Origin of the sequence: Fructobacillus durionis, from assembly GCF_900112405.1 — a bacterium.
GTDB classification, from domain to species: domain Bacteria; phylum Bacillota; class Bacilli; order Lactobacillales; family Lactobacillaceae; genus Fructobacillus; species Fructobacillus durionis.
In genome coordinates, this window is sequence record NZ_FOLI01000007.1 from 21,063 (window position 1) to 42,574 (window position 21,512).

Consider the following 21,512-nt stretch of genomic DNA (forward strand, 5'->3'; position numbering starts at 1 on the left):
TTGCAGCAGTCGATTGTTTCTTCGCCGCTGCCATTAGAAGCGGTAAAAGTCATCGATGGTTTGTGTGAAGACAGTTGCACCACCAACTTCGATTTCAACTGGATAAGCAGCTGCACGTTCACCTTCGATTCCCATTGGTGGAACCATGAATTGCTTACGCTTTTGTGAAACTTCCTTGATGATGTCCAAAACTTCTTGGACACGCTGATCATCAATGGCAACTAAGAACGTCGTGTTTCCAGAACGCAAGAAGCCACCTGAAGTGGACAAGCGGGTCGCTTGAATCTTGTTCTTCACAAGGGCGTTAGATAACTTCGTGGCATCCTTATCTTGTACAATGGCGTTAATCAGCTTCATGTTCTACCTCCAATTTTCTTCAATAATTGCTTTAACTGCAGTTAAGACCTCTTCTGGTGACTGAGTCGCATCCACCGTTTGAATGCGGTCGGGGTTTTCCTGAGCCAGTTGCAAATAACTGTTACGTACCTGCTGGTGAAAGTCTAATCCGGCTTGATCCAAACGATCAATCTTATCAGTACGGTTACTAAAAATTCGTTCCAAGCCAATTTCAACGGGTAGGTCCAAATAAATCGTTAATTCAGGAAGGACCGCCTCCCCGTTTTCTGGATTACGGACGGCAAAGTCATTAATCTCTTGCACATCGGCCATCCCCAGGTGGCGGGCGCCACCCTGGTAGGCCAGTGACGAGTCCAAGTAGCGGTCAGATACGACGACCTGATCAGCTTTCAAAGCTGGCAAAATCGTTTGAACTACGTGTTCGCGCCGGGAAGCCGCTAGTAAAAGTGCTTCTGTCCAGGGGTCAATTTCTGGTTCCGTTTGAGCCTTCAGTAGGTTGCGAATCGCTTCTGCAACGGGATTACCACCCGGTTCACGGGTGAGCAACACTTTTCGTTGACTGAGTTCCTCGATATAGGGCAAAACAGCTTGAATAACCGTTGTTTTCCCCGCACCCTCAGGGCCTTCAAATGATATAAAATGGGCTTTTTTGTTCATCATTTCCCCTTATTCATCACTTTGGTGGTACAAACGAGGGCCGTTGGCCACCGTCTTTCGGCGCTTTGCTTCCTTATAGAGGTAAGTAAAGCGTGCCTTCTTCAAAGCCGTTTGCGCCTGAACCATGTGGCCGTTCACACGGGCATCCACCAGAGCCGTTTCAGAATCCTGGGCCTGATGGTAGTCCTTACGAGCGTGATCAACCTCTTGTAATAAAATTTGGTCGTACTCAGCCTTTAAATTGTTATAACGAGTTGTTCTCTTCTTAAAAATCATAGTTCGTTTCGACCTTCGATTGACTTGATCAAAGTCAATTGGTCGGCGTAGTCGATGTCAGAACCGACTGCCAAACCGGATGCTAAGCGCGTGACTTTGATGTTGGCGGGCTTCACTAGACGGGCAATGTACATGGCGGTTGCTTCACCATCGGTGTTAGCGTTCGTTCCAACAATAACTTCCTTAATCTCATCATCCTTTGACAAACGACGGATTAGAGCTGGTAAGTTAATGTCTTCTGGTCCGGTACCAGCAGAGGGTGAGATAACCCCGTTCAAAACGTGGTAAAGACCGTGGTATTCCTGGGTCTGTTCCATGGCCATGACATCCTTTGGATTTTGTAGCACTAGGACCGTTGACCGGTCTCGAGAGCTATCCATGCAGATGGCACAGGGGTTTTCGTCCTTACTGGTAATATTACCGCAAATCTCACAAAAAGTAATCGAATCTTTTACAGTAGACAATGAATCAGCAAAATTCTTTACGTCCTCTGGGTCCATTGTTAAGGTGTAAAAGGCTAAGCGAGAAGCGGTTTTAGCACCAACCCCGGGTAGCTTAGAATAAGAGTCAATTAATTTTGCGATTGGTTCAGGGTATTGCATTGTTTTTCCTTACTTGGTCTCGGACTTTACCTCAACCAGATCGTCGCCAAAGAGTGCCTTGGCAGAGGCGACGACATCATTTTCATCATCTTTATTGTCAGCTTCAACTACGGGTGCTGAATTAGTTTGTCCGACGGAATGGTTACTTTGCTCAGCCACAACCGTGGGCGTCAAATCAGACAAGGCAATTTTGACCGTTTGACCAGCCTTCAAAGCCTTTACGTAATCAGCACGGTCGTTTTGCCACTGGTCTTTACTACGCATGACCAATGTTTGTGGCAAATCTTCTGCCTTCAATGCCTGGGCCAACTCTGCTTGTAAGGCGCTATCCTTCTGTGCCTTATCCTGTAGGGCCGGATAATCAAAGGCCAAAACAATGGCATCCATGGAAGCCGCCATTGGTTCAGCAGTTTGCAAAACAGCCTGATCCTTCACAGGTAGCTTCCCAACAATATTTGGCCACTCTGACTGTGCCTTATTCAACTGGTCACGCTTGGCCTGAGCCAACACCGCTTGAACAGGTTCGTTACCCGTGTAAATGGTCAGTGATTGAGCGGCTGTTGCTGCTGTTGAGGCAACTGGGTTATCGCTGACCACCGACTGTGCTTCCGTAACCGATTGCGAAGCATCAGCAGTTTTCTCTTCAACTACTGGGTTTTCGTCTGGTGCTGCTGGTTCTGCTTTCTCTTCTGGCTTCGCTTGAGCCGTAATTTCAACAGAATCAGTCGCCACACTGGCTTGCTCAACAGCAACTGGTGCTTCTACCGGAGCTTCCGGTTGAGTAGTGGTTTTTTCTTCAACCTTTGTCGCTGGCTTTGCTGGTTCTAACTGAGCCTGTAATTCTGACTGTTCTGGTGCAGCCTGTTGAACTGGCTGTGGTGCTGGTTCAGCTGTTTTAGCCGGTGCCTCAGCCGTTTGCTTTGCAGGCTTTGCCGCTGGTGCGGGTGTTGCCTGAGCCCCCGTCACACTTTGATTCTTTTCTCCTGCCGCCTTTTGTGCCAACTGGACGGTTAGAATCTCTAGGTAAATATCAGACTGCAAAGATTGCGCCAAGGCTGTCTTGATTTGGTCAATGACCTGTAGCATGTCTTGAATCTGAGCCTGTGAACTCTCAGCCAGAAAGGCCTTTAGTTCAGCTTCCTTCGACTTGGCCTTCACCAAATCCGGTGCCAAATCAACTAACATAACGTCACGCAGTGTGGCGATTAGGTCGGACAAGAAGCGGTTGGCGTCCTTACCAGACAACAAAATCTGAGTCAAAGTTTCGAGTGCCTGTGCGGTGTCACCGGCCAAAACCTGGTGTAGGTAGGTCAAGACTTGGTCAATATCAACCGATCCCGTCACTGTCAGAGCATTCTCAGCCGTGACTTTATCAGGACCGAAGGCAATCACCTGGTCCATGATGGACAAGGCATCACGCATTCCACCTTCAGCGGCGGTGGCAACAATGTCCAAAGCCGCCTCTTCGTATGGCTGGTTTTCCTTGTTCAAAATTTCTTCCAAACGCCCCTTAATTGTTTGGTTGGACAAACGTTTAAACTCAAAGCGCTGCGTACGCGATAAGATTGTTGCCGGCATCTTTTGAATTTCGGTGGTGGCTAGAATGAACTTTACCTGTGCAGGTGGTTCTTCCAGTGTCTTCAAAAGGGCGTTAAAGGCACCTGTTGAGAGCATATGTGCTTCATCAATGATGTAGATTTTGTAGGGAGCCTCAATTGGCGCATAGTTAGCAGAATCACGGATGGAACGGATTTCATCAACCCCGTTGTTGGAAGCCGCATCGATTTCAATGATATCGGGTTGCGACTGCCCTGCCTGATCCGGTCCAATGCCGTTCACTTCACGAGCGAAAATCTTGGCAGCGGAAGTTTTACCAGTTCCACGTGGTCCAGCAAACAAGTAAGCGTGCCCCGTTTGCTTCTTTTCAATGGCGTTTTGCAGTGTTTTGGTAATGACCTCTTGGCCAACCATTTCTGAAAAAGTCTTTGGCCGGTATACCCGGTACAATGCTTGATACGCCATCTTTTCTCCCTTACAAAAAAAGCCGCCGGAAGGCGGTTTTGCTATGTACACAAGCACAAGGTCAAGCAATCTTAGAGCTGCTACATCTCTGTCCTGACTCGGTTCGAAAGTAGACCCTTGCCTGCTCCTTTATTATATCGAAAATTCGAAAGGGGCGCAAACAAAAGCAGTCATTTTTATAGGGAAACTATCACTAATTCTGTCCAGTATCTTGAGCAGCCTTTCGGAGTTTCTTCTCGGCCTTTTGCTTGGCACGTAGGCTCTGGAAAAAGTCCTTCAGCATCGCTGACGACTCTGCCTGCAAGACACCTGGCACGACTTTGACCTGGTGATTCAAGCGCTCATCATCAAAAACGGAATAAAGTGAAGTGACCGCCCCCGCCTTTTTATCTTGGGCCCCGAAGTAGACCAAGGGAATCCGTGCGTTCAAGATGGCACCGGCACACATCAAGCAGGGTTCCAAGGTCACAAAGAGCGCGGTTTCTTCTAAGCGCCAGGTTCCCAGCTTTGCGTTCGCTTCCAAGATGGCATGCATTTCAGCGTGGGCATCGGTTTTTTGGTCCTCTTCCCGACGGTTACCGGCCGAAGCGATAATCTTACCGTCTTTGACAATGACGGCCCCAATTGGCACTTCACCACGGTCGCCGGCTGCCTTGGCTTCAGCTAATGCCGCTTCCATAAAGGTCTTAATCTGGCTTGATTCCAGTTGTGGAATGACTGCCATCCTTAGTTCTCCTTTGGGTTCTTTGCCATCAAAACAAAGTAGCCCTTCTTCTTACCAATAACGGAAACGTCTTCAAAAACCGCTTCCAAATTCTTTTGTGCAGATGGTGCGCCCTGCTTCTTTTGCAACACGGCAACAATTGCACCGCCATCCACCAGGTGCTTCGCTGCCCCCTGAAGCATGGCCGTTACAACGGGCTTCCCAGCACGAATTGGTGGGTTGACCAAGATGGCAGCGTACTGATCCTGCACGTTGTCATAGATGGAAGATTGGAAAACGTGCGTCAGAATATCGACTCCGTTCTTTTGACAGTTGACCTTGGCCAAGTCCAGGGCACGATCGTTCACATCCACCATGTCGACCTCGCGACCCCAGGCCTTTGCAACTGCGTTTCCTACTGGCCCGTAGCCACAACCCAAATCCAGGATTTTTCCAGGCACAAAGTCTTCTTCCGCCGCAGCGTCAAGCATGACGCGCGTTCCGAAGTCGATCGTCTTTTTGGAGAAAACACCGGCATCAGTCTTAAAGTGCAGGTTATGACCTAGTAATTCAAAGTCGAAGTTCTGGTAATCGTGTTCCGCCGTTGGATCAGCCGTGAAATACTGTTGTCCGCTCACTTTTTCTGCCATCGATTCTCTCCTCTGTTTAGCACCAACAAATTTATGTACAAAAAAAGAGCACGAAGTGCTCTCTTCTTTTAAGAATTACTTCAAAGTAACTGAGGCACCAGTTTCTTCCAAAGCTTCCTTCATTGCGTTGGCATCAGCTTCAGCAACGCCTTCCTTGATGATTGAAGGTGCGTTGTCAACTAAGTCCTTAGCATCCTTCAAACCAAGACCAGTTGCTTCACGAACTGCCTTGATAACCTTAACCTTTGCAGTACCTGCAGAAGTCAATTCAACATCGAATTCTGACTTTGCAGCGGCACCTTCGCCAGCAGCACCAGCAGCGGCAACAGGGGCAGCAGCTGAAACGTCAAATTCTTCTTCGATAGCTGAAACCAAGTCAGCCAAGTCCAAAATCGTTGCATCCTTCAATGATGCGATAATCGCGTCTTTATCAAAAGCCATGATTAATTTCCTCCAATTTATAAATGTTTAGTAATAAGTATAAGTCAAACTTATTCGGCAGCTTCGGCAGTTTCGCCTTCAGCTTCCTTCTTTTCTTGCAATGCCTTAACAGCATATGCAAAGCTCCGGATTGGGAACTGGAACTCGGCCATCAACTGACCAAGCAAACCTTCGCGAGAAGGCAATGAAGCGTACTTGTTGATTTCGTCGATATCTACGACAGAACCATCAATAACACCACCCTTGATAGTCAACTTTTCGTTGGCATCAGAGTACTTCTTCAAAATGCGGGCTGGGGCAACAGCGTCGTCTTCTGAGAAGGCAACGGCAGTAGGACCAGCAAACAAATCGTTCAATTCTTCAAAGCCAGCATCCTTGGCAGCACGTACAAGAACCTTGTTCTTGATGACTTCCAAAACGACACCTTCTTGACGTAATTGGTGACGCAAATCAGTTGATTCTGCAACTGTCAAACCAATAGGATTAACAAGAACAGCAGATGAAGCGTTCTTGAATTGTTCAGTCACTTCAGCAACCTTTTGCGCTTTCAAAGCAATAGCTTGTTCACTCATGTGAAATTCTCCTTCCTAAAGATTTTTTTGCAAAAGAAACCCGCCTGCCAGAAGACAGACGGGTCAGTTAGTTTTCATAACTTCCTCGGCAGGAGATTAAGGTGCAAGCACCACCTGAGTCTTAGGCAAAATTGATTTAATTTACTTAGTTAGTCTAACAGCTTAATTGACGACTGTCAATTAAAGAGACGTTACATCCAAAGTAACGGCTGGTGACATCGTTGAAGCCAAAGCCACGTTAGAAACGTAAGTTCCCTTAACAGCGGCTGGACGAGCCTTCAAGATAACAGAAGCGATTGCCTTGATGTTTTCTGCCAACTTAGCATCATCAAATGATACACGGCCAACAGTAACAGCAACGTTTCCGTCACGGTCAGTACGGTAGGTAACTTGACCACCCTTGGCGTCAGAAACGGCCTTCTTAACGTCCATGGTAACAGTACCAGTCTTAGGGTTAGGCATCAATCCCTTAGGACCCAATGCACGACCTACACGACCAACTTGTGCCATCATGTCAGGCGTTGCGATAGCAACGTCAAAGTCAAGCCATCCGCCTTGAATCTTTTGAACCAAGTCAGCAGCGCCGACAACGTCAGCACCAGCAGCTTCGGCTTCCTTAGCCTTGTCGCCTTGCGCGAAGACAACAACCTTCTTGTCCTTACCAGAACCGTTAGGCAAAACTACGGCACCACGGAGTTGTTGGTCAGCTTGACGAGTATCAACGTTCAACTTGAAAGTCAATTCAACAGAAGCGTCGAAGTTTGCGTATGAAACTTCCTTCAACAATGAAACACCTTCAGTCAAGTTGTAAGCCTTTTCGGCTTCAACCTTGGCTGCGGCTTCTAAATACTTCTTTCCATGCTTTTGAGTCATTATTCTGCGTCCTCCTTGATTGCTGTTCCATCAACAGTCAAGTCCACACCGTCGACAGTAACACCCATTGAACGGGCAGTACCTTCGATCATCTTCATGGCAGCTGTGATGTCATTGGCGTTCAAATCGGCCATCTTGTTTTCCGCAATGGCACGGATTTGGTCAAGGGTAACATTTCCACACTTAGTGCGGTTAGGTTCACCAGAACCCTTACCAACAATCTTACGCAATTGGTCAGCTGCTGGTGGAGTCTTCGTTACGAATTCGAATGAACGGTCATCGAAAACTGAGATTTCAACAGGGATAGTTGAACCAGCTTGGTCAGCAGTCCGGGCGTTGAATTCCTTAGTAAACTGTGCAATGTTAATTCCAGCTTGTCCCAATGCAGGACCTACTGGAGGGGCTGGTGTTGCCTTAGCGGCAGCGATCTGTAGCTTAACTACATTTACGACTTTTTTAGCCACGATATTTTCCTCCTCGTGTTGTGGTAGAGCGCAGCTTAAGTGCTGCTTCCACACATGTCTTTGACATGCCCTATTATCATAACAAAAAAAGCCCCCTTCGTAAAGGGAGCTTCTCATTAAATGTTTGTATCGATATCGTTGAATCCAAGTTCAGTTGGTGTTTCACGTCCGAAGACTTCAACAGTTGCTTCAACTTCTTGCTTTTCTGGATCGATAGAACGGATAATTCCTTCCATACCGTTGAATGGTCCGGCAACAATCTTGATTGTTTGACCAACTTCAACGTCCAAATCAACAACCTTTTCACCAGTCATGCCCATTCGCTTCATCAACAAATCAACTTCTTCTGGCAAAAGTGAGTTAGGCTTTGAACCGGCACCGTGAGAACCAAGGAATCCAGTAACACCTGGCGTGTTTCGAACAACGTACCAAGCTTCATCCGTCATGTTGCCATCTTGTGGCGTAGCCATTTCGACCAAAACATAACCAGGAAAGTCGTTTTCAATCGATGTCTTTACTTCACCATCTTGCACTGTTGAAACTTCTTGTTCAGGCACCAAGACACGGAAGATTTGGTCAGCCATCCCCATTGTTTGTGTACGTGATTCAAGGTTAGCCTTCACCTTGTGTTCGTATCCTGAGTAAGTATGCACAACAAACCATGCTTTTTCGATTGAATCGGTCATATTCCTGCGAGCTAGGCTCGCCCTCCTTTGATTTTTTGTAAATAAAAAAGAGTCGATTGACTCTTTTTCTCGCTGCATCTAGTATACTACAGCTTTTCTTAGTGCGCTACCAAGAAATTAACACCTTGCTTCAAGACCCAATCAAAGGCCCCAATCAAGACACCGAAGATGATTGACATAGCAATAACCGCAACGGTTTCACGGTTTGTTTGCTTCCATGACAACCAGGTCACTTTCTTCATTTCTGAAGCTACATTCTTAAAATAAGTAATCATGAAAAAACCTCACTTAGTTTCTCGATGGAAGGTGTGCTTGCCACAATGTGGACAAAACTTTTTAACACCCAGACGTTCTGTACGGCCCTTTGAAAGGGTTACCGTGTAGTTTCTTGAACCACAAACGTCACAGGCTAACGATGCTTTTTGACTAGGCATATTAATCCTCACTTCCTGTTATAATAGCACGATTTCAGGCGGAGAACAAGTTACAGCTACCTACTATTGCAGTACTTGATGAATCGTCATTTTCAAATGGTATTGTACCTGTTGTACCTGTCGCTTTTCTTTAACAGATATCTTTTTCAATAGGGGGTTTACCCCAATCAAGGTTAGTAAACCCTGTCTGTAAACGATGCCATGCCGCAAGTGCGTATGGGATAGCGACTCTTTTAGTATGGCAATCTGTTCAGGGTTAAAAGTATTCGTTGCAACAAAGCGCTCCACGCCCGGTGTTTCTTCTAACGAAAGCTGGCTCGTTCGAAAATGTCCTTTATCACTCTTGTGAATCCGTTTTAAATCAATGGACTTGTTGATTAAAGACTGCATGTAATAGGTTGAAAAAAGCGCTCGCGAATCTAAAGCAATGAAGCAACGCACAGAATTCAGCAAAACCTCTAAAGCATCCGCCTCCCAATCATCCAAACGATAGTAGCCGGACAGGTGGTCTTCATATACTTTGTAAGCTAATCTTTTTGTTCTGCTTTTCAACACACAATAGGCCCACTCGTGGCCGCGCTGTGCCGCAATAACTGCTGGTAACAGGATGTCTTTTCTCATCCAAACCTCCCAAATTCTGGCAGGTTTTTAAGACCCACCTAGTTCTTTGGGTGTCTCGTACCAAAGGCTTGATAAATCAAAAGCGATGCGGCTACGGAAGCGTTCAAAGATTGCACGTGACCAATCATTGGAATCGTTAACATGGCATCGACCTGCTTTTTAAGCAAGGGCGAAATACCCTTTCCTTCGTTTCCAATAATTAAGGCCGTTGCCCCCTTGGCATCCCAGGTCCGGTAGTCCTGACCATTCATGTCAGTACCGAAGACCCAGAGACCACGGTCCTTCAAAGTCTTAACAGTCTGAACCAGGTTCGTCACACGGCAAACCGGCACGTGTTCAATCGCACCAGTCGATGCCTTCGCCACCGTTCCAGTTAATTGAACTGAACGGCGCTTCGGAATGATAATTCCATGAACACCGGCAGCGTCTGCCGTACGCATGATTGATCCCAGGTTATGTGGATCTTCGATTTCGTCCAAAATCAGGAAGAAAGGTTCTTCACCAGCCTCTTTTGCCTTTTCAAAGAGCTGATCTAAATCAGCATAATCATAGGCTGCAACGGAAAGAACCAATCCCTGATGGTTACCACGGTCAGCCAATTCGTCCAACTTACCCTTAGGTCCCTGCGTGACAACTAAGCCACGGTCCTTAGCCAGCTTACTAGCTTCTTGGGCAACACGTGGGTTCAAACCAGTTTGAATCCACAACTTATTCAAGGACTGGTCACCCTTCAAAGCCTCAATAACAGCGTGGTGCCCGTAAATAAAGGCTTGGTTATCTTGTTTTGGCATCGTCTGTTCTCCCTTGTTCAACCTGCTCGTAAATCCAATTCATCATCTGTTCCAAGCGTTCTTCTTGGCCGGATAAGTAAAGGTATCCCACCATTGCTTCAACACCGGTTGAAATCCGGTATGCTACAACGTTGGTATTTTTGGCCTTCGTATAGGACTTGGCGTTGCGGCCACGCTTAAAATAGTGCATCTCCGTCTCGGTCAAGTAGTCCTCATCCCGCATGATATCAAACAAGGCCGCGTGTGCCTTGGCTGAAACATAGTGCCGGGATTTCTTTTGAAGATCGTTAACCTTCGTCAAACCGGTGGCCACCAAATGTGTCCGCACCTTAATCTCATAAATTGCATCGCCAATGTAGGCAAGAGACAACCCATTCATTTGTTCGTAGTCGAGCTTTTCCATATTTTCCTAACTAATAAAAGAATCCCTCGAGCAACTTCATTTTAATTCCATATTGGAATAATGCGTGAAAAGTCGCCCGCCATTTCCTTTAATTTGGCCAAAGAGGCCTTTTTTATACACTACTAAATTTAATGTCCCTATCAATCCGATAAAAAGAACCCATTCCTGGAAAAGTACACCAGTCAGGGCCTTTTTTTATTTCTTTGATTGGTGTTGGGCACGAATTCCATTGTACCAGCGCCAGGTCCACATCACCATGAAACCAAGTACAACGGATGCAATGACGTGCACCGCAATTTCACCCTGATTTTGTGGTGGCCAGAATAGCAAGGCTGCAATTAACAAAACTGCAGTTGCCATAAGGGCCTGCGTCCACTGTGTCCAGTTCGTAACCTGATATTGGTTATGAGGCACAGACTTAGGGAAGAGGCGGTACTGGATTTGTTCTCCGGCAGGGCTAAAGGCTAAGGCATAGTAAGTACAAAGGCCATAAGCAAACCAGTTTACTTCATACTCTGAATTACCAGACTTCACGCGCCAAACTAACAATGCCAAGATAATAATAACCGGCACAATGGCAATGAGCCAAAGCTGCTTTTTAGACAACTTCTTTACCCAATTCACCCATTCAATTGTTACTTTTGCCATAGTAACCTCCATTTATTCACTAAGACTAGTCTACCCCATTTTAAGGGCTCACTCAATTAAAAAAGCCAGCTGACTAAGCTTCTTTCGCTTAGCCAACTGGCTTTTATTTAAGTCATTAGTCTTCTTGGTCCATCTTTTGGGCCACGTCATCCAATGATTGGATGTCTTCTGCTGAATCTTCTGGCTTTGCAACCACTTCTCCAACAACTTCTGGCTTAATCTTACGGTATTCAGACATACCCGTTCCGGCAGGAATAATCTTACCAATGATAACATTTTCCTTAAGTCCGACCAATGGGTCGTTCTTTCCGCGGATAGCTGCATCCGTCAAGACACGAGTCGTCTCCTGGAATGAGGCGGCTGACAAGAATGAGTTTGTCTCCAAGGCAGCCTTCGTAATTCCAAGCAAGACAGGACGTGCTGTGGCAGGTACCTTACCAGCAAAGAGTGCTGGTTCGTTAGCCCGCTTGAAGTCAGCGATGTCCAACAAAGTTCCTGGAAGCAAGTCAGTCTGACCTGGATCCATGACACGCACCTTACGAAGCATCTGACGAATCATAACTTCGATGTGCTTGTCGGAAACTTCGATACCCTGCAAACGGTAAACCTTTTGGATTTCTGACAACATGTATGATTCAGTAGTCAAAGTATCCGTAACGGCAAGCAATTCCTTAGGATCAATAGGTCCTTCGTTAATCGCTTCACCACGCTTGATGGCATCACCTTCACCGAAACGCATACGGGCTGTCAAAGGCAAAGTGTAAGTACGAGTATCCGTCTCACCTTCGATTGTGACATCCTTTGTACGTTCGGCAGGATTTTCTTCGATTGATGCAATCTTACCCGTTACTTCAGAAATTTCAGCGCGTCCCTTAGGGATACGTGCTTCAACAATTTCCTGCACACGAGGCAAACCTTGCGTGATATCGTTTCCACCGGCAACTCCACCCGTGTGGAAGTTACGCATGGTCAACTGAGTACCTGGTTCACCGATTGACTGTGCGGCAACCGTACCAACGGCTTCCCCAACTTCAACCTCTTCACCAGTAGCCAAGTTACGACCGTAATCAAGAACAGAAACACCGTGTTCAGTCGTTGAAGTAAAGACAGAACGGATAGTAACTTCTTCGATACCGGCAGCAACAATCTTCTTGGCTGCGATTTCATCAATCATTTCGTTACGTGGCACAATCTTTTCACCAGTTTCTGGGTCAAAGACAGTCTTCATTGCGTAACGTCCAAGGATTCGGTCGTAAAGTGGTTCAACAACTGACTTACCGTCGGTGATGGCCGCAACCTTCACACCACGATCTGAACCGTTGTCGTATTCACGAACGATAACATCCTGAGCAACATCAACCAAACGACGAGTCAAGTAACCTGAGTTGGCCGTCTTCAAGGCCGTATCAGACATTCCCTTACGGGCACCGTGGGTTGAGATAAACATTTCCATAACAGTCAAACCGTCACGGAAGTTTGATGTAACAGGCAATTCGATGATCTTTCCACCAGGTCCGGCCATCAAACCACGCATTCCAGCAAGCTGAACGAAGTTCGAAATGTTACCACGAGCTCCTGAATCCTGCATCATAAAGATTGGGTTTCGGAGGTCGAAAGTCTGAATCAATTCGTCTTGGATAACATCCTTGGCCTTTGACCAGATCTCGATAACACGTTGGTAACGTTCGGCATCAGTAATCAAACCACGACGGAACTGCTTCGTAACCGTAGCAACATCCTTATGCGCGTTTTCCAAGATTTCTTGCTTGTTGTCCAATTCCGTAACATCGGTCATGGCAACCGTCAATCCAGACTTGGTTGAGATATCGTAACCAAGGTCCTTCATACGGTCCAAAAGCAATGAGGTTTCTGTAACCTTATAACGCTTGTAAACAGCGGCGATAATGTCGGCCAAGAATCCCTTCTTGAAAGGCTTGATGATGGCTTTACCATCAAGGTAATCCTTGATGTCTTGTCCTGGTTCAAGGAAGAAGTCATCAGAGATGCTTTCAAAGTTTTCATCTGAAGGTTCGTTGATGTATGGGAATTCAACTGGCAAGATTTCGTTGAAGAAGAGCTTACCAACTGACGTCACCATAATCTTTGAACGTTGTTCATCAGTGAATGGCTTTTCGGCTGGGAATGAAGAAGTTTGGATACCAACACGAGTGTGGTAGTGGACCAACTTGTTTTCAAAGGCCAAACGAGCTTCATCAACAGATGAGAAGATCATGCCTTCACCTTCGCGTCCGGCTTCTTCAGTGGTTAGGTAGTAGTTACCGATAACCATATCCTGAGAAGGCGTAACGATTGGCTTTCCATCCTTAGGAGCCAAGATGTGTCCTGCGGCCAACATAAGCAAACGGGCTTCTGCCTGTGCTTCATCTGACAAAGGAACGTGAATGGCCATCTGGTCACCATCGAAATCGGCGTTATAAGCTTCACAGATCAATGGGTGCAGACGCATGGCCTTACCTGAAACCAAGATTGGTTCAAAGGCCTGAATTCCAAGACGGTGCAAGGTAGGTGCTCGGTTCAAAAGAACTGGGTGTTCCTTGATCACGTCTTCCAAAACATCCATTACGTCTTCGTCAGCCTTATCAATCTTACGCTTAGCAGACTTAATGTTGCCGGCAAGACCACGGGCCGTCAATTCCTTCATGATGAATGGACGGAACAATTCGATTGCCATTGGACGTGGCAATCCCATTTGGTTCATCTTCAAGAATGGACCAACATCGATAACGGAACGACCAGAGTAGTCGACACGCTTACCAAGCAAGTTTTGACGGAAACGTCCTTGCTTACCCTTCAACATGTGTGAAAGGGACTTCAATGGACGGTTACCAGGACCGGCAACAGGACGGCCACGACGACCGTTATCCATCAAAGCATCGACGGCTTCTTGGAGCATTCGCTTTTCGTTTTGAACGATGATACCAGGAGCGTGCAAGTCGAACAAACGCTTCAAACGGTTGTTACGGTTAATTACACGACGGTACAAGTCGTTCAAATCAGAAGTGGCAAAACGGCCACCTTCCAATTGGACCATTGGACGCAAGTCAGGTGGGATAACAGGAATAACATCCATTACCATCCACTCTGGCTTGTTGTCTGATTGCAAGAAGGCCTCAATGATATCCAAACGGCGAACCGCACGGACACGCTTTTGACCAGTTGCTTCTTGCAATTCAGCCTTCAAGGCAGCGCCTTCACCAGCCAAGTCAACGTCAGCCAACAATTCCTTGATGGCTTCGGCTCCCATTCCTGCCTTAAAGTTTGCCCCGTATTCCTTCTTCAAGTCGCGGTATTCGCGTTCTGTCAAAAGGCGCTTCTTTTCAACAGGGGCATCACCTGGGTCAACCACAACGTAAGAAGCAAAGTAAATTACTTCTTCCAATGAACGTGGTGACATGTCCAAGACCAATCCCATACGTGATGGAATTCCCTTGAAGTACCAGATGTGGGTAACGGGTGCAGCCAACTCAATGTGACCCATCCGTTCACGGCGGACCTTAGCTGAAGTGACTTCAACACCACAGCGGTCACAAACGATTCCCTTATAACGGATTCGCTTGTACTTTCCACAGGCACACTCGTAATCCTTGGTAGGACCAAAGATACGTTCATCAAACAAGCCGTCTTTTTCTGGCTTGAGTGTTCGATAGTTAATCGTTTCTGGCTTCTTAACCTCACCATGAGACCAGTCATGGATTTGATCAGGAGAAGCAAGACCGATTTGCATAGATTCGAACTTGTTAACATCGATTGCCATCTATTCGGTCACCTTTCTTAAATTATTGTTCTTCGTCAGTAAAGGTGCTTTGTTCTTGGGTCTCTTTTTGACCATCTACCTTATCAAAGGCAACCTTAACTTCTTCATCATCACGGTTCAACAAGTCAGGGTTGGTACGAGCCAACTTTTCCAAAGCGTCAACAGGCAAGACAGAGTCGTCTTCGTCCATTTGCTTCAATTGAACTGCTTCACCTTCTTGGTTCAAGACACGCATGTCCAAACCGAGGGCTTGCAATTCCTTGACCAAAACTCGGAATGATTCAGGCACACCTGGCTTAGGAATGGCTTCACCCTTGATGATTGATTCGTAAACCTTAACACGACCTGCAACGTCATCTGACTTGTAAGTCAAGATTTCTTGCAAGGTGTAGGCAGCACCATAGGCTTCCAAAGCCCAAACTTCCATTTCTCCGAAACGCTGTCCACCGAACTGGGCTTTTCCACCAAGTGGCTGTTGCGTAACAAGAGAGTAAGGACCGATTGAACGGGCGTGAATCTTGTCGTCGACCATGTGGGCCAACTTCAAGTAGTGCATAACACCAACAGCAACACGCTTATCGAAGGCTTCACCAGTTTGTCCATCATAGACAACTGTCTTACCATCGGCTGGCAAACCAGCTTCGGCCAAAGTCTCTTCGATTTCATCATCAGTAGCACCATCGAAGACAGGGGAGGCAACGTGGATACCAAGCTTCTTAGCAGCGTATCCCAAGTGCAATTCCAAAACCTGTCCGATGTTCATACGAGATGGCACACCCATGGGTGACAAACAGATGTCAATTGGTGTTCCGTCTGGCAAGTATGGCATGTCTTCTTCGGGAACAACGACTGAAACAGTACCCTTGTTTCCGTGACGACCGGCCATCTTGTCACCGACTTGAATCTTACGCTTCTGAGCAATGTAAACACGAACCATCTGGTTAACACCAGGTGAAAGTTCGTCACCGTTTTCAGGAGTGAAGACGCGAACGGATTGAACAACTCCACCACCACCGTGTGGCACCTTCAATGAAGTATCGCGAACTTCACGAGCCTTTTCACCGAAGATTGCGTGCAAAAGTCGTTCTTCAGCTGACAAATCAGTCACACCCTTAGGGGTAACCTTACCAACTAGGATGTCGCCATCCTTAACTTCGGCACCAACACGGATGATTCCGTTTTCGTCCAAATCACGCAACTGTTCTTCACCAGTGTTAGGAATTTCGCGTGTGATTTCTTCAGGGCCAAGTTTTGTATCACGAGCCTCTGAATCGTATTCTTCGATGTGAATTGATGTATAAACATCTTCACGGACCAAACGTTCGTTCAAAACGATGGCATCTTCGAAGTTGTAACCGTGCCAAGTCATGAAGGCGATGACAGGGTTTTGTCCAAGGGCTAATTCACCCTTTTCCATTGATGGTCCATCGGCCAAGATTTGGTCATCATCAATCTTTTCACCAACTTTGACGATTGGCTTTTGGTTATAGTTCTTACCACCGTTTGAACGGCGGAACTTCATCAATTCGTAAGTATCTAATTGACCGTCTTCGCGACGAACACGAATCTGCTTAGCATCAACGTATTCAACTTCACCAGCGGCCGTTGAAATCAAAGCAGCACCAGAATCGTGGGCAGCCTTGTATTCAACACCAGTACCAACAAGTGGCGCATGTGGGTCGAGCAAAGGCACGGCCTGCTTCTGCATGTTGGCACCCATCAAAGCACGGTTTGAATCATCGTTTTCCAAGAAAGGAATAGCTGATGTTCCAATTGAAACAACCTGCTTTGGGGAAACATCGACGTAGTCAATCTTTTCGATTGGCGTTTCGATGTTTTCTTCACCGTAACGGGCCATGGCTGTTTGATGAACGAATGAACCGTCATCTTCCAACTCCGTGTTGGCCTGGGCAACGATGTAGTTATCTTCTTCATCGGCAGTTAGGTAATCAATCTTGTCGGTAACCTTGTGAGTACCCCAATCAACACGACGGTATGGTGTTTCGATGAAACCGTACTTGTTGATACGACCGTAAGTGGCCAAGGAGTTAATCAAACCGATGTTAGGACCTTCGGGCGTTTCGATAGGGTCAATACGGCCGTAGTGGGTGTAGTGAACATCTCGAACTTCAACACCGGCACGGTCACGAGTCAAACCACCAGGACCCAAGGCTGACAAACGACGCTTGTGGTTCATTTCGCCAAGTGGGTTGGTCTGATCCATGAACTGTGACAACTGTGATGAACCGAAGAATTCCTTAATTGACGCAACAACCGGACGGATGTTGATCAATTGTTGTGGTGTAACCGTTGCGGCGTCTTGGATAGACATGCGTTCGCGAACGACACGTTCCATACGAGTCAAACCAATACGGAATTGGTTTTGCAACAATTCACCAACAGAACGGATACGACGGTTACCCAAGTGATCGATGTCATCAACTTGGCCAACGCCTTCTTGCAAGTTCAAGAAGTAGTTCATACCAGCGATGATATCAGCTGGGCGAACGTTGTGTTCGTTTTCAGGCAAGTGACCGTTACCAATTAATAGCAAAGTCTTGTCTGGGTTTTCAGGTGATTCAATCTTAATCTTTTGCAATACAACAGGGTCTTGCAAGACAGCATCACCAGATGGTGTATAAGTAACCGTCTTGAAGTCAGGGTTGTCCAAGAATGGTGCCAACTTAGCCATCACAGCCTTGTCCACAACCGTTCCCTTTTCCGCAATGATTTCACCAGATTCAGGGTCAGCCAAAGTTTCGGCCAAAGTCTGGTTCAACAAACGGTTCTTCAATGACAACTTCTTGTTGATCTTGTAACGACCAACAGGAGCCAAATCGTAACGTTTTGGATCGAAGAAACGAGCAACCAAAAGGGCACGAGATGAGTCGGCCGTCTTAGGTTCGCCTGGACGCAAACGTTCGTAGATGTCCTTCAATGATTCTTCAACACGTGAATCGGACATGTTCTTGTGAACATCCTTTTCCAAAGTCATGTTCAAGGCATCGTAGCCATCAGAGAAGATGTCGATGATGTCAGAATCTGATCCGAACCCAAGGGCACGTACCAGTTCCGTCATCAACAACTTACGTGTACGGTCAATACGAACGTTAGCGATACCCTTGGCATCTGTTTCGTATTCCAACCATGCACCACGGTTAGGGATAACCGTTGTACCAAAGTGTGGACGACCGTTCTTATCAGCTTCCTGGTTGTAGTAAATACCAGGTGAGCGGACAAGCTGAGAAACGATAACTCGTTCGGCACCGTTAATAATGAAAGTACCTTGCTTTGTCATCAATGGGAAATCACCAAAGAAGACGTCTTGTGACTTAATTTCGCCAGTTTCCTTGTTAGTCAAGCGAAGAGTCACGTGCAAAGGTGCTGAGTAGTTCGCATCGTGCTCGCGAGCTTCGTCCATAGTGTACTTTGGCTCCATCAACTGGTAGTCAACGTACTCCAAAGACAAGTTACCCTGGAAGTCCTCGATTGGCATGATGTCGTTAAACATCTCCTTGATTCCTTCATCAAGGAACCACTGGTAAGATGCCGTTTGCACTTCGATCAAGTTCGGAAGATCAAGAACTTCTTTGATCTTTGAATATGAACGACGAGTACGGTATTTACCATATTTTACTAAATGTCCTGCCACACTTATCACCTCATCTAAAATTCACTGTTCATGCAAAATAAATATTACAATTTCATAAAAATTTAGCAAAAAAGTCCTTATTTTAGCGCCGTAAGGCACAAAAAAAGCAAGTCTCGCGCCTTAAAAAGTCGCGGACCTTGCCTGCTATAAGGGCTCTGATGGACAATAGATCACCAGTCGCCATATTTATTTACAGTGTTACTGAATACTATTATACGGGTTTTGAGCGGAAAAACAAGGGTGGTACTTGACAAAAATTCAGAAAACTGCTTTAGCTGATTCAATTTAAAAAGTCGAGCAAGCGCGCGACTTTGACAGAAAAGATTGATTTATTCAAAATTAGCAATAGGCCTGGTAAAAGAGCACCACGGACAAAAGCAAGGCAAAGATGCCGACATAAGTCTTAATTTTGTCTTGCGGTACGTGACGAACCACAATGGGTCCCAGAAAACCGCCGGCAAAGAGGCCAATCATCAAGACTGGCACCACCGTCCACTTCACCGGTAGCGAGAAGCAGAACATCCCCGCCGCAATCAGGTTGTTGATGAAGGTGGCGAAGTTTCGAATGGCGTTGTAGGTGGCGTACTTCTCGTTCAGCGCACGAGAAAGGACGGCAATCATCAGCAAACCCGATCCAGCGCCAAAGTAGCCAATGTAGCCTCCAACTAGGAAGATACTAATCCAAGACACAACCTTGACCCACTGCTTTGTAGGCTGATTACTCCCCTGCTTCTTGGGCATCAAAATCAGAACAGCCGCTAATAAAATGAAGAAAGGCACGACTTTTTTAAAGTTCGAATCCGAACTGTGAATGAGTAGCAAAGCGCCTACTACACCAGCAGTTGCATTAATGACCGTAATCAGTAATGTTTGTTTCCAGTGGTTCTTCAGTTCCTTTAAGGAAGACAGAAGCGTTCCCACCCCCGAGGCCATCTGTGAAATCGTAATGGTCGCATTGGCGGAAACTGGCGGAATTCCAAGCGACAGCAAGACTGGATAAAGGGTCAGCGCGGCCATCCCCACAATGCCGTTCAAAACACCGGCAATCAAAGCCATTGCAATCAGATATAAAACGGAAGCCATTAGCTCTCCTCCTAACAGAAAAGAATAGTTCTAATTAACAACTTCAGTATAGCACTGCTACACACGAACAACGCCGCTGTTCGTCGCTATGTTAATATAAAGTCAACCAAATCAATTTGTAGAAAGAAAGACAGACATCCCCATGACCGCACACATTTTTATCGTGGAAGACAATCAAGAAATCGTGGACCTTTTGGAAAAGGGCCTTGCTGGCTGGGGCTTTACTGTCTCTTCCTGCCAGGACTTTCATGAAGTGGACCAAGAGGTCTTGGCAGCTAAGCCAAACCTGGTCTTGATGGATGTGAACCTGCCCTTCTTTAATGGCTTTTACTGGACACAGGCGATTCGCAAGCAGTCGCAACTGCCCATCATCTTCCTTTCTTCCCGCGCGGAAGACGCGGATCAGATTATGGCCATGAACCTGGGTGCCGATGATTACATGACCAAGCCCTTTAACTTGGACCTGCTGATTGTCAAAATTCAGGCTCTCTTGCGACGGACAGAAAGTGCTGCTGAATCCACGTCAACGGCCGTGAGGGACTTTGCCGGATTCGAACTGAACATCCTGGATAATAGCTTGAGCAAGGATGGCCAGGTCGTTTCCTTGAGTAAGAACGAAACCAAGCTTCTTTATCCCCTTTTTGAAAAACCGGGTCAGGTTGTTTCCAAAGAAGATATCATGGAGGCTCTCTGGGACGACGAACTCTTCGTTGACCGCAACACCTTGTCCGTAATGGTCAACCGAATTCGGACAAAGACGAAGAAGATTGGCTTTGATATGGTCTTACAAACGGCCAAAGGAAAGGGACTGATGCTTCATGATTAAAAGTTGTCTTACCTTTCTGAAGGATTACTGGCTGCTCTACTTCTTATATGCCTGCACGATTCTCTTCTTAGCTTGGTCCACCCTGCTGCGTTCGGCCAATGCTGCTATCTTTTCAGATGTTTTCTGGCCGTTTACCTATTTGCTCCTGATTATGACGGCCATCTTAGCCATCAAATGGCGGCGCAAGCGCCTGGCTGTTCGTAAGCTGCTAAAAGACCCAGACTTATCCACAGTGGAAGAGCACTTAGGGAGCAGTAGCCAGGAAAAGGCACTGCAAGAACTACTGGAACAGGTTCTCTCACAGAAAACCAACCTCGTCGAAGAAAAGGAACGGGAGAGCCAAAAGCTCAAGGATTACTACGCCCTCTGGGCCCACCAAATCAAAGTTCCCCTCTCCGTCTTGGACTTGATGAACCAAACCGGCACGGTGGACCAGGCGCAAACCAAGGAACAACTTTTCTTGATTAATCAGTATCTTGAGATGCTCCTTTCCTTTATCCGTCTGCAGAACTTTAACGGTGACTTAAACCTGAAAAAGGCCTCTGCCCGCTCACTTGTCATGCAAGTGTTAAAACAGTACAAGTTCTTCTTTATCCAAAAGGACCTGTCGCTCAAAGTTTCCGAGGGCGACTTTACCCTGATGACCGACAGCAAGTGGCTACGCTTTGCCCTTGAACAGATTATCTATAACGCCATTAAGTATACGAAAGAGGGCTCGATTCAAGTTTCCTGCACGGATGATCAAAAGATTATCATTCAGGATTCCGGGATTGGGATTGATGCAGCCGACCTTCCCCAGGTCTTTAATCAGGGCTATACCGGCTTTAACGGTCGTGTCCAAGATAACGCCTCTGGTCTGGGTCTCTACCTAGTCAAAGAGATTCTAGACAAACTAGGCCACAAAGTCTCGATTGAATCGACGATTGGGGTCGGTACAACGGTGACCATCGACTGCTCCCAGCAGACTTTATCCTAA

The 21,512-nt window shown here is 46.6% G+C and carries 23 protein-coding genes, 1 other RNA gene and 1 other annotated feature; of the genes, 2 read left to right on the forward strand and 22 right to left on the reverse strand.

All coding sequences use genetic code 11. The features are described from left to right. Positions 1-33 precede the first annotated feature (33 nt). The 22 genes from BMZ93_RS05735 to BMZ93_RS05840 form a co-directional block, all read right to left on the reverse strand. The gene (locus tag BMZ93_RS05735; protein ID WP_091503073.1) at positions 34-357 is read right to left on the reverse strand and encodes a cyclic-di-AMP receptor; all 324 of its coding nucleotides are present in this window, start codon (positions 355-357) and stop codon (positions 34-36) included. Between the two features lie 3 nt (positions 358-360). Then, positions 361-1,014, reverse strand: a complete 654-nt coding sequence (tmk, locus tag BMZ93_RS05740; protein WP_091503075.1) for a dTMP kinase — start codon at positions 1,012-1,014, stop codon at positions 361-363. A 9-nt stretch (positions 1,015-1,023) separates the two neighbouring features. Further along, a complete protein-coding gene (locus tag BMZ93_RS05745; protein WP_091503077.1) occupies positions 1,024-1,290 on the reverse strand; it encodes a DUF2508 family protein in 267 nt (88 codons plus the stop codon). Then, a complete protein-coding gene (recR, locus tag BMZ93_RS05750; RefSeq protein WP_091503080.1) occupies positions 1,287-1,892 on the reverse strand; it encodes a recombination mediator RecR in 606 nt (201 codons plus the stop codon). Before recR ends, BMZ93_RS05745 begins: the two co-directional genes overlap by 4 nt. 9 nt (positions 1,893-1,901) lie before the next feature. Next, positions 1,902-3,914: a DNA polymerase III subunit gamma/tau gene (dnaX, locus tag BMZ93_RS05755; RefSeq protein WP_091503082.1), complete on the reverse strand. Its 2,013-nt coding sequence runs from the start codon at positions 3,912-3,914 to the stop codon at positions 1,902-1,904. Positions 3,915-3,956: 42 nt separating this feature from the next. Further along, an RNA gene (gene ffs, locus BMZ93_RS05760) (signal recognition particle sRNA small type) lies at positions 3,957-4,043 on the reverse strand. 64 nt (positions 4,044-4,107) lie between these two features. Further along, positions 4,108-4,638 carry a tRNA adenosine(34) deaminase TadA gene (gene tadA, locus BMZ93_RS05765; protein ID WP_091503086.1) on the reverse strand — a complete coding sequence of 177 codons (531 nt, stop codon included), beginning with the start codon at positions 4,636-4,638 and terminating at the stop codon, positions 4,108-4,110. A 2-nt stretch (positions 4,639-4,640) separates the two neighbouring features. Continuing rightward, positions 4,641-5,267, reverse strand: a complete 627-nt coding sequence (locus tag BMZ93_RS05770; protein WP_091503088.1) for a class I SAM-dependent methyltransferase — start codon at positions 5,265-5,267, stop codon at positions 4,641-4,643. A gap of 75 nt (positions 5,268-5,342) precedes the next feature. Next, positions 5,343-5,708: a 50S ribosomal protein L7/L12 gene (rplL, locus tag BMZ93_RS05775; protein ID WP_091503090.1), complete on the reverse strand. Its 366-nt coding sequence runs from the start codon at positions 5,706-5,708 to the stop codon at positions 5,343-5,345. A 50-nt stretch (positions 5,709-5,758) separates the two neighbouring features. Beyond that, positions 5,759-6,280 carry a 50S ribosomal protein L10 gene (rplJ, locus tag BMZ93_RS05780; RefSeq protein WP_091503092.1) on the reverse strand — a complete coding sequence of 174 codons (522 nt, stop codon included), beginning with the start codon at positions 6,278-6,280 and terminating at the stop codon, positions 5,759-5,761. 24 nt (positions 6,281-6,304) lie between these two features. After that, positions 6,305-6,424 (reverse strand) — a sequence feature (ribosomal protein L10 leader region). A 36-nt stretch (positions 6,425-6,460) separates the two neighbouring features. Continuing rightward, positions 6,461-7,153: a 50S ribosomal protein L1 gene (gene rplA / locus BMZ93_RS05785; protein WP_091503094.1), complete on the reverse strand. Its 693-nt coding sequence runs from the start codon at positions 7,151-7,153 to the stop codon at positions 6,461-6,463. After that, on the reverse strand, positions 7,153-7,617 hold the full coding sequence (rplK, locus tag BMZ93_RS05790; protein ID WP_091503096.1) for a 50S ribosomal protein L11: 465 nt from the start codon (positions 7,615-7,617) through the stop codon (positions 7,153-7,155). The genes rplA and rplK overlap by 1 nt, the downstream gene beginning before the upstream one ends. 116 nt (positions 7,618-7,733) lie before the next feature. Then, positions 7,734-8,303, reverse strand: coding sequence for a transcription termination/antitermination protein NusG (gene nusG, locus BMZ93_RS05795; RefSeq protein ID WP_091503098.1), 570 nt, complete (start codon positions 8,301-8,303; stop codon positions 7,734-7,736). 98 nt (positions 8,304-8,401) lie between these two features. Further along, positions 8,402-8,578 (reverse strand): preprotein translocase subunit SecE, encoded by a 177-nt coding sequence (secE, locus tag BMZ93_RS05800; protein WP_091503099.1) that lies wholly within the window; start codon positions 8,576-8,578, stop codon positions 8,402-8,404. Between the two features lie 9 nt (positions 8,579-8,587). Continuing rightward, the gene (gene rpmG / locus BMZ93_RS05805) at positions 8,588-8,737 is read right to left on the reverse strand and encodes a 50S ribosomal protein L33 (RefSeq protein WP_091503101.1); all 150 of its coding nucleotides are present in this window, start codon (positions 8,735-8,737) and stop codon (positions 8,588-8,590) included. A gap of 63 nt (positions 8,738-8,800) precedes the next feature. Continuing rightward, on the reverse strand, positions 8,801-9,358 hold the full coding sequence (locus tag BMZ93_RS05810) for a hypothetical protein (RefSeq protein ID WP_091503103.1): 558 nt from the start codon (positions 9,356-9,358) through the stop codon (positions 8,801-8,803). A 38-nt stretch (positions 9,359-9,396) separates the two neighbouring features. Beyond that, on the reverse strand, positions 9,397-10,149 hold the full coding sequence (rlmB, locus tag BMZ93_RS05815; protein ID WP_091503105.1) for a 23S rRNA (guanosine(2251)-2'-O)-methyltransferase RlmB: 753 nt from the start codon (positions 10,147-10,149) through the stop codon (positions 9,397-9,399). Then, positions 10,133-10,552, reverse strand: coding sequence for a Mini-ribonuclease 3 (locus BMZ93_RS05820; protein WP_091503106.1), 420 nt, complete (start codon positions 10,550-10,552; stop codon positions 10,133-10,135). The genes rlmB and BMZ93_RS05820 overlap by 17 nt, the downstream gene beginning before the upstream one ends. Positions 10,553-10,747: 195 nt before the next feature. Then, the gene (locus BMZ93_RS05825; RefSeq protein WP_091503108.1) at positions 10,748-11,200 is read right to left on the reverse strand and encodes a hypothetical protein; all 453 of its coding nucleotides are present in this window, start codon (positions 11,198-11,200) and stop codon (positions 10,748-10,750) included. Positions 11,201-11,315: 115 nt separating this feature from the next. Then, positions 11,316-14,975, reverse strand: coding sequence for a DNA-directed RNA polymerase subunit beta' (gene rpoC, locus BMZ93_RS05830; RefSeq protein WP_091503110.1), 3,660 nt, complete (start codon positions 14,973-14,975; stop codon positions 11,316-11,318). A gap of 22 nt (positions 14,976-14,997) precedes the next feature. Then, entirely contained in the window at positions 14,998-18,627 is a 3,630-nt protein-coding gene (gene rpoB / locus BMZ93_RS05835; protein ID WP_091503112.1) for a DNA-directed RNA polymerase subunit beta, read from the reverse strand. Positions 18,628-18,966: 339 nt separating this feature from the next. Continuing rightward, a complete protein-coding gene (locus BMZ93_RS05840) occupies positions 18,967-19,710 on the reverse strand; it encodes a sulfite exporter TauE/SafE family protein (RefSeq protein ID WP_091503114.1) in 744 nt (247 codons plus the stop codon). 142 nt (positions 19,711-19,852) lie between these two features. Here BMZ93_RS05840 and BMZ93_RS05845 point away from each other — a divergent pair, with 142 nt between their 5' ends. Further along, a complete protein-coding gene (locus BMZ93_RS05845) occupies positions 19,853-20,536 on the forward strand; it encodes a response regulator transcription factor (protein ID WP_091503116.1) in 684 nt (227 codons plus the stop codon). Continuing rightward, positions 20,529-21,512, forward strand: coding sequence for a sensor histidine kinase (locus tag BMZ93_RS06630; RefSeq protein ID WP_200769370.1), 984 nt, complete (start codon positions 20,529-20,531; stop codon positions 21,510-21,512). The genes BMZ93_RS05845 and BMZ93_RS06630 overlap by 8 nt, the downstream gene beginning before the upstream one ends.

What these genes read in the sequence shown, in the direction of transcription:
- BMZ93_RS05735 (WP_091503073.1), bottom strand. Translation starts at nt 357, where the DNA reads ATGAAGCTGATTAACGCCATTGTACAAGATAAGGATGCCACGAAGTTA.
- tmk (WP_091503075.1), bottom strand. Translation starts at nt 1,014, where the DNA reads ATGAACAAAAAAGCCCATTTTATATCATTTGAAGGCCCTGAGGGTGCG.
- BMZ93_RS05745 (WP_091503077.1), bottom strand. Translation starts at nt 1,290, where the DNA reads ATGATTTTTAAGAAGAGAACAACTCGTTATAACAATTTAAAGGCTGAG.
- recR (WP_091503080.1), bottom strand. Translation starts at nt 1,892, where the DNA reads ATGCAATACCCTGAACCAATCGCAAAATTAATTGACTCTTATTCTAAG.
- dnaX (WP_091503082.1), bottom strand. Translation starts at nt 3,914, where the DNA reads ATGGCGTATCAAGCATTGTACCGGGTATACCGGCCAAAGACTTTTTCA.
- tadA (WP_091503086.1), bottom strand. Translation starts at nt 4,638, where the DNA reads ATGGCAGTCATTCCACAACTGGAATCAAGCCAGATTAAGACCTTTATG.
- BMZ93_RS05770 (WP_091503088.1), bottom strand. Translation starts at nt 5,267, where the DNA reads ATGGCAGAAAAAGTGAGCGGACAACAGTATTTCACGGCTGATCCAACG.
- rplL (WP_091503090.1), bottom strand. Translation starts at nt 5,708, where the DNA reads ATGGCTTTTGATAAAGACGCGATTATCGCATCATTGAAGGATGCAACG.
- rplJ (WP_091503092.1), bottom strand. Translation starts at nt 6,280, where the DNA reads ATGAGTGAACAAGCTATTGCTTTGAAAGCGCAAAAGGTTGCTGAAGTG.
- rplA (WP_091503094.1), bottom strand. Translation starts at nt 7,153, where the DNA reads ATGACTCAAAAGCATGGAAAGAAGTATTTAGAAGCCGCAGCCAAGGTT.
- nusG (WP_091503098.1), bottom strand. Translation starts at nt 8,303, where the DNA reads ATGACCGATTCAATCGAAAAAGCATGGTTTGTTGTGCATACTTACTCA.
- secE (WP_091503099.1), bottom strand. Translation starts at nt 8,578, where the DNA reads ATGATTACTTATTTTAAGAATGTAGCTTCAGAAATGAAGAAAGTGACC.
- rpmG (WP_091503101.1), bottom strand. Translation starts at nt 8,737, where the DNA reads ATGCCTAGTCAAAAAGCATCGTTAGCCTGTGACGTTTGTGGTTCAAGA.
- BMZ93_RS05810 (WP_091503103.1), bottom strand. Translation starts at nt 9,358, where the DNA reads ATGAGAAAAGACATCCTGTTACCAGCAGTTATTGCGGCACAGCGCGGC.
- rlmB (WP_091503105.1), bottom strand. Translation starts at nt 10,149, where the DNA reads ATGCCAAAACAAGATAACCAAGCCTTTATTTACGGGCACCACGCTGTT.
- BMZ93_RS05820 (WP_091503106.1), bottom strand. Translation starts at nt 10,552, where the DNA reads ATGGAAAAGCTCGACTACGAACAAATGAATGGGTTGTCTCTTGCCTAC.
- BMZ93_RS05825 (WP_091503108.1), bottom strand. Translation starts at nt 11,200, where the DNA reads ATGGCAAAAGTAACAATTGAATGGGTGAATTGGGTAAAGAAGTTGTCT.
- rpoC (WP_091503110.1), bottom strand. Translation starts at nt 14,975, where the DNA reads ATGGCAATCGATGTTAACAAGTTCGAATCTATGCAAATCGGTCTTGCT.
- BMZ93_RS05840 (WP_091503114.1), bottom strand. Translation starts at nt 19,710, where the DNA reads ATGGCTTCCGTTTTATATCTGATTGCAATGGCTTTGATTGCCGGTGTT.
- BMZ93_RS05845 (WP_091503116.1), top strand. Translation starts at nt 19,853, where the DNA reads ATGACCGCACACATTTTTATCGTGGAAGACAATCAAGAAATCGTGGAC.
- BMZ93_RS06630 (WP_200769370.1), top strand. Translation starts at nt 20,529, where the DNA reads ATGATTAAAAGTTGTCTTACCTTTCTGAAGGATTACTGGCTGCTCTAC.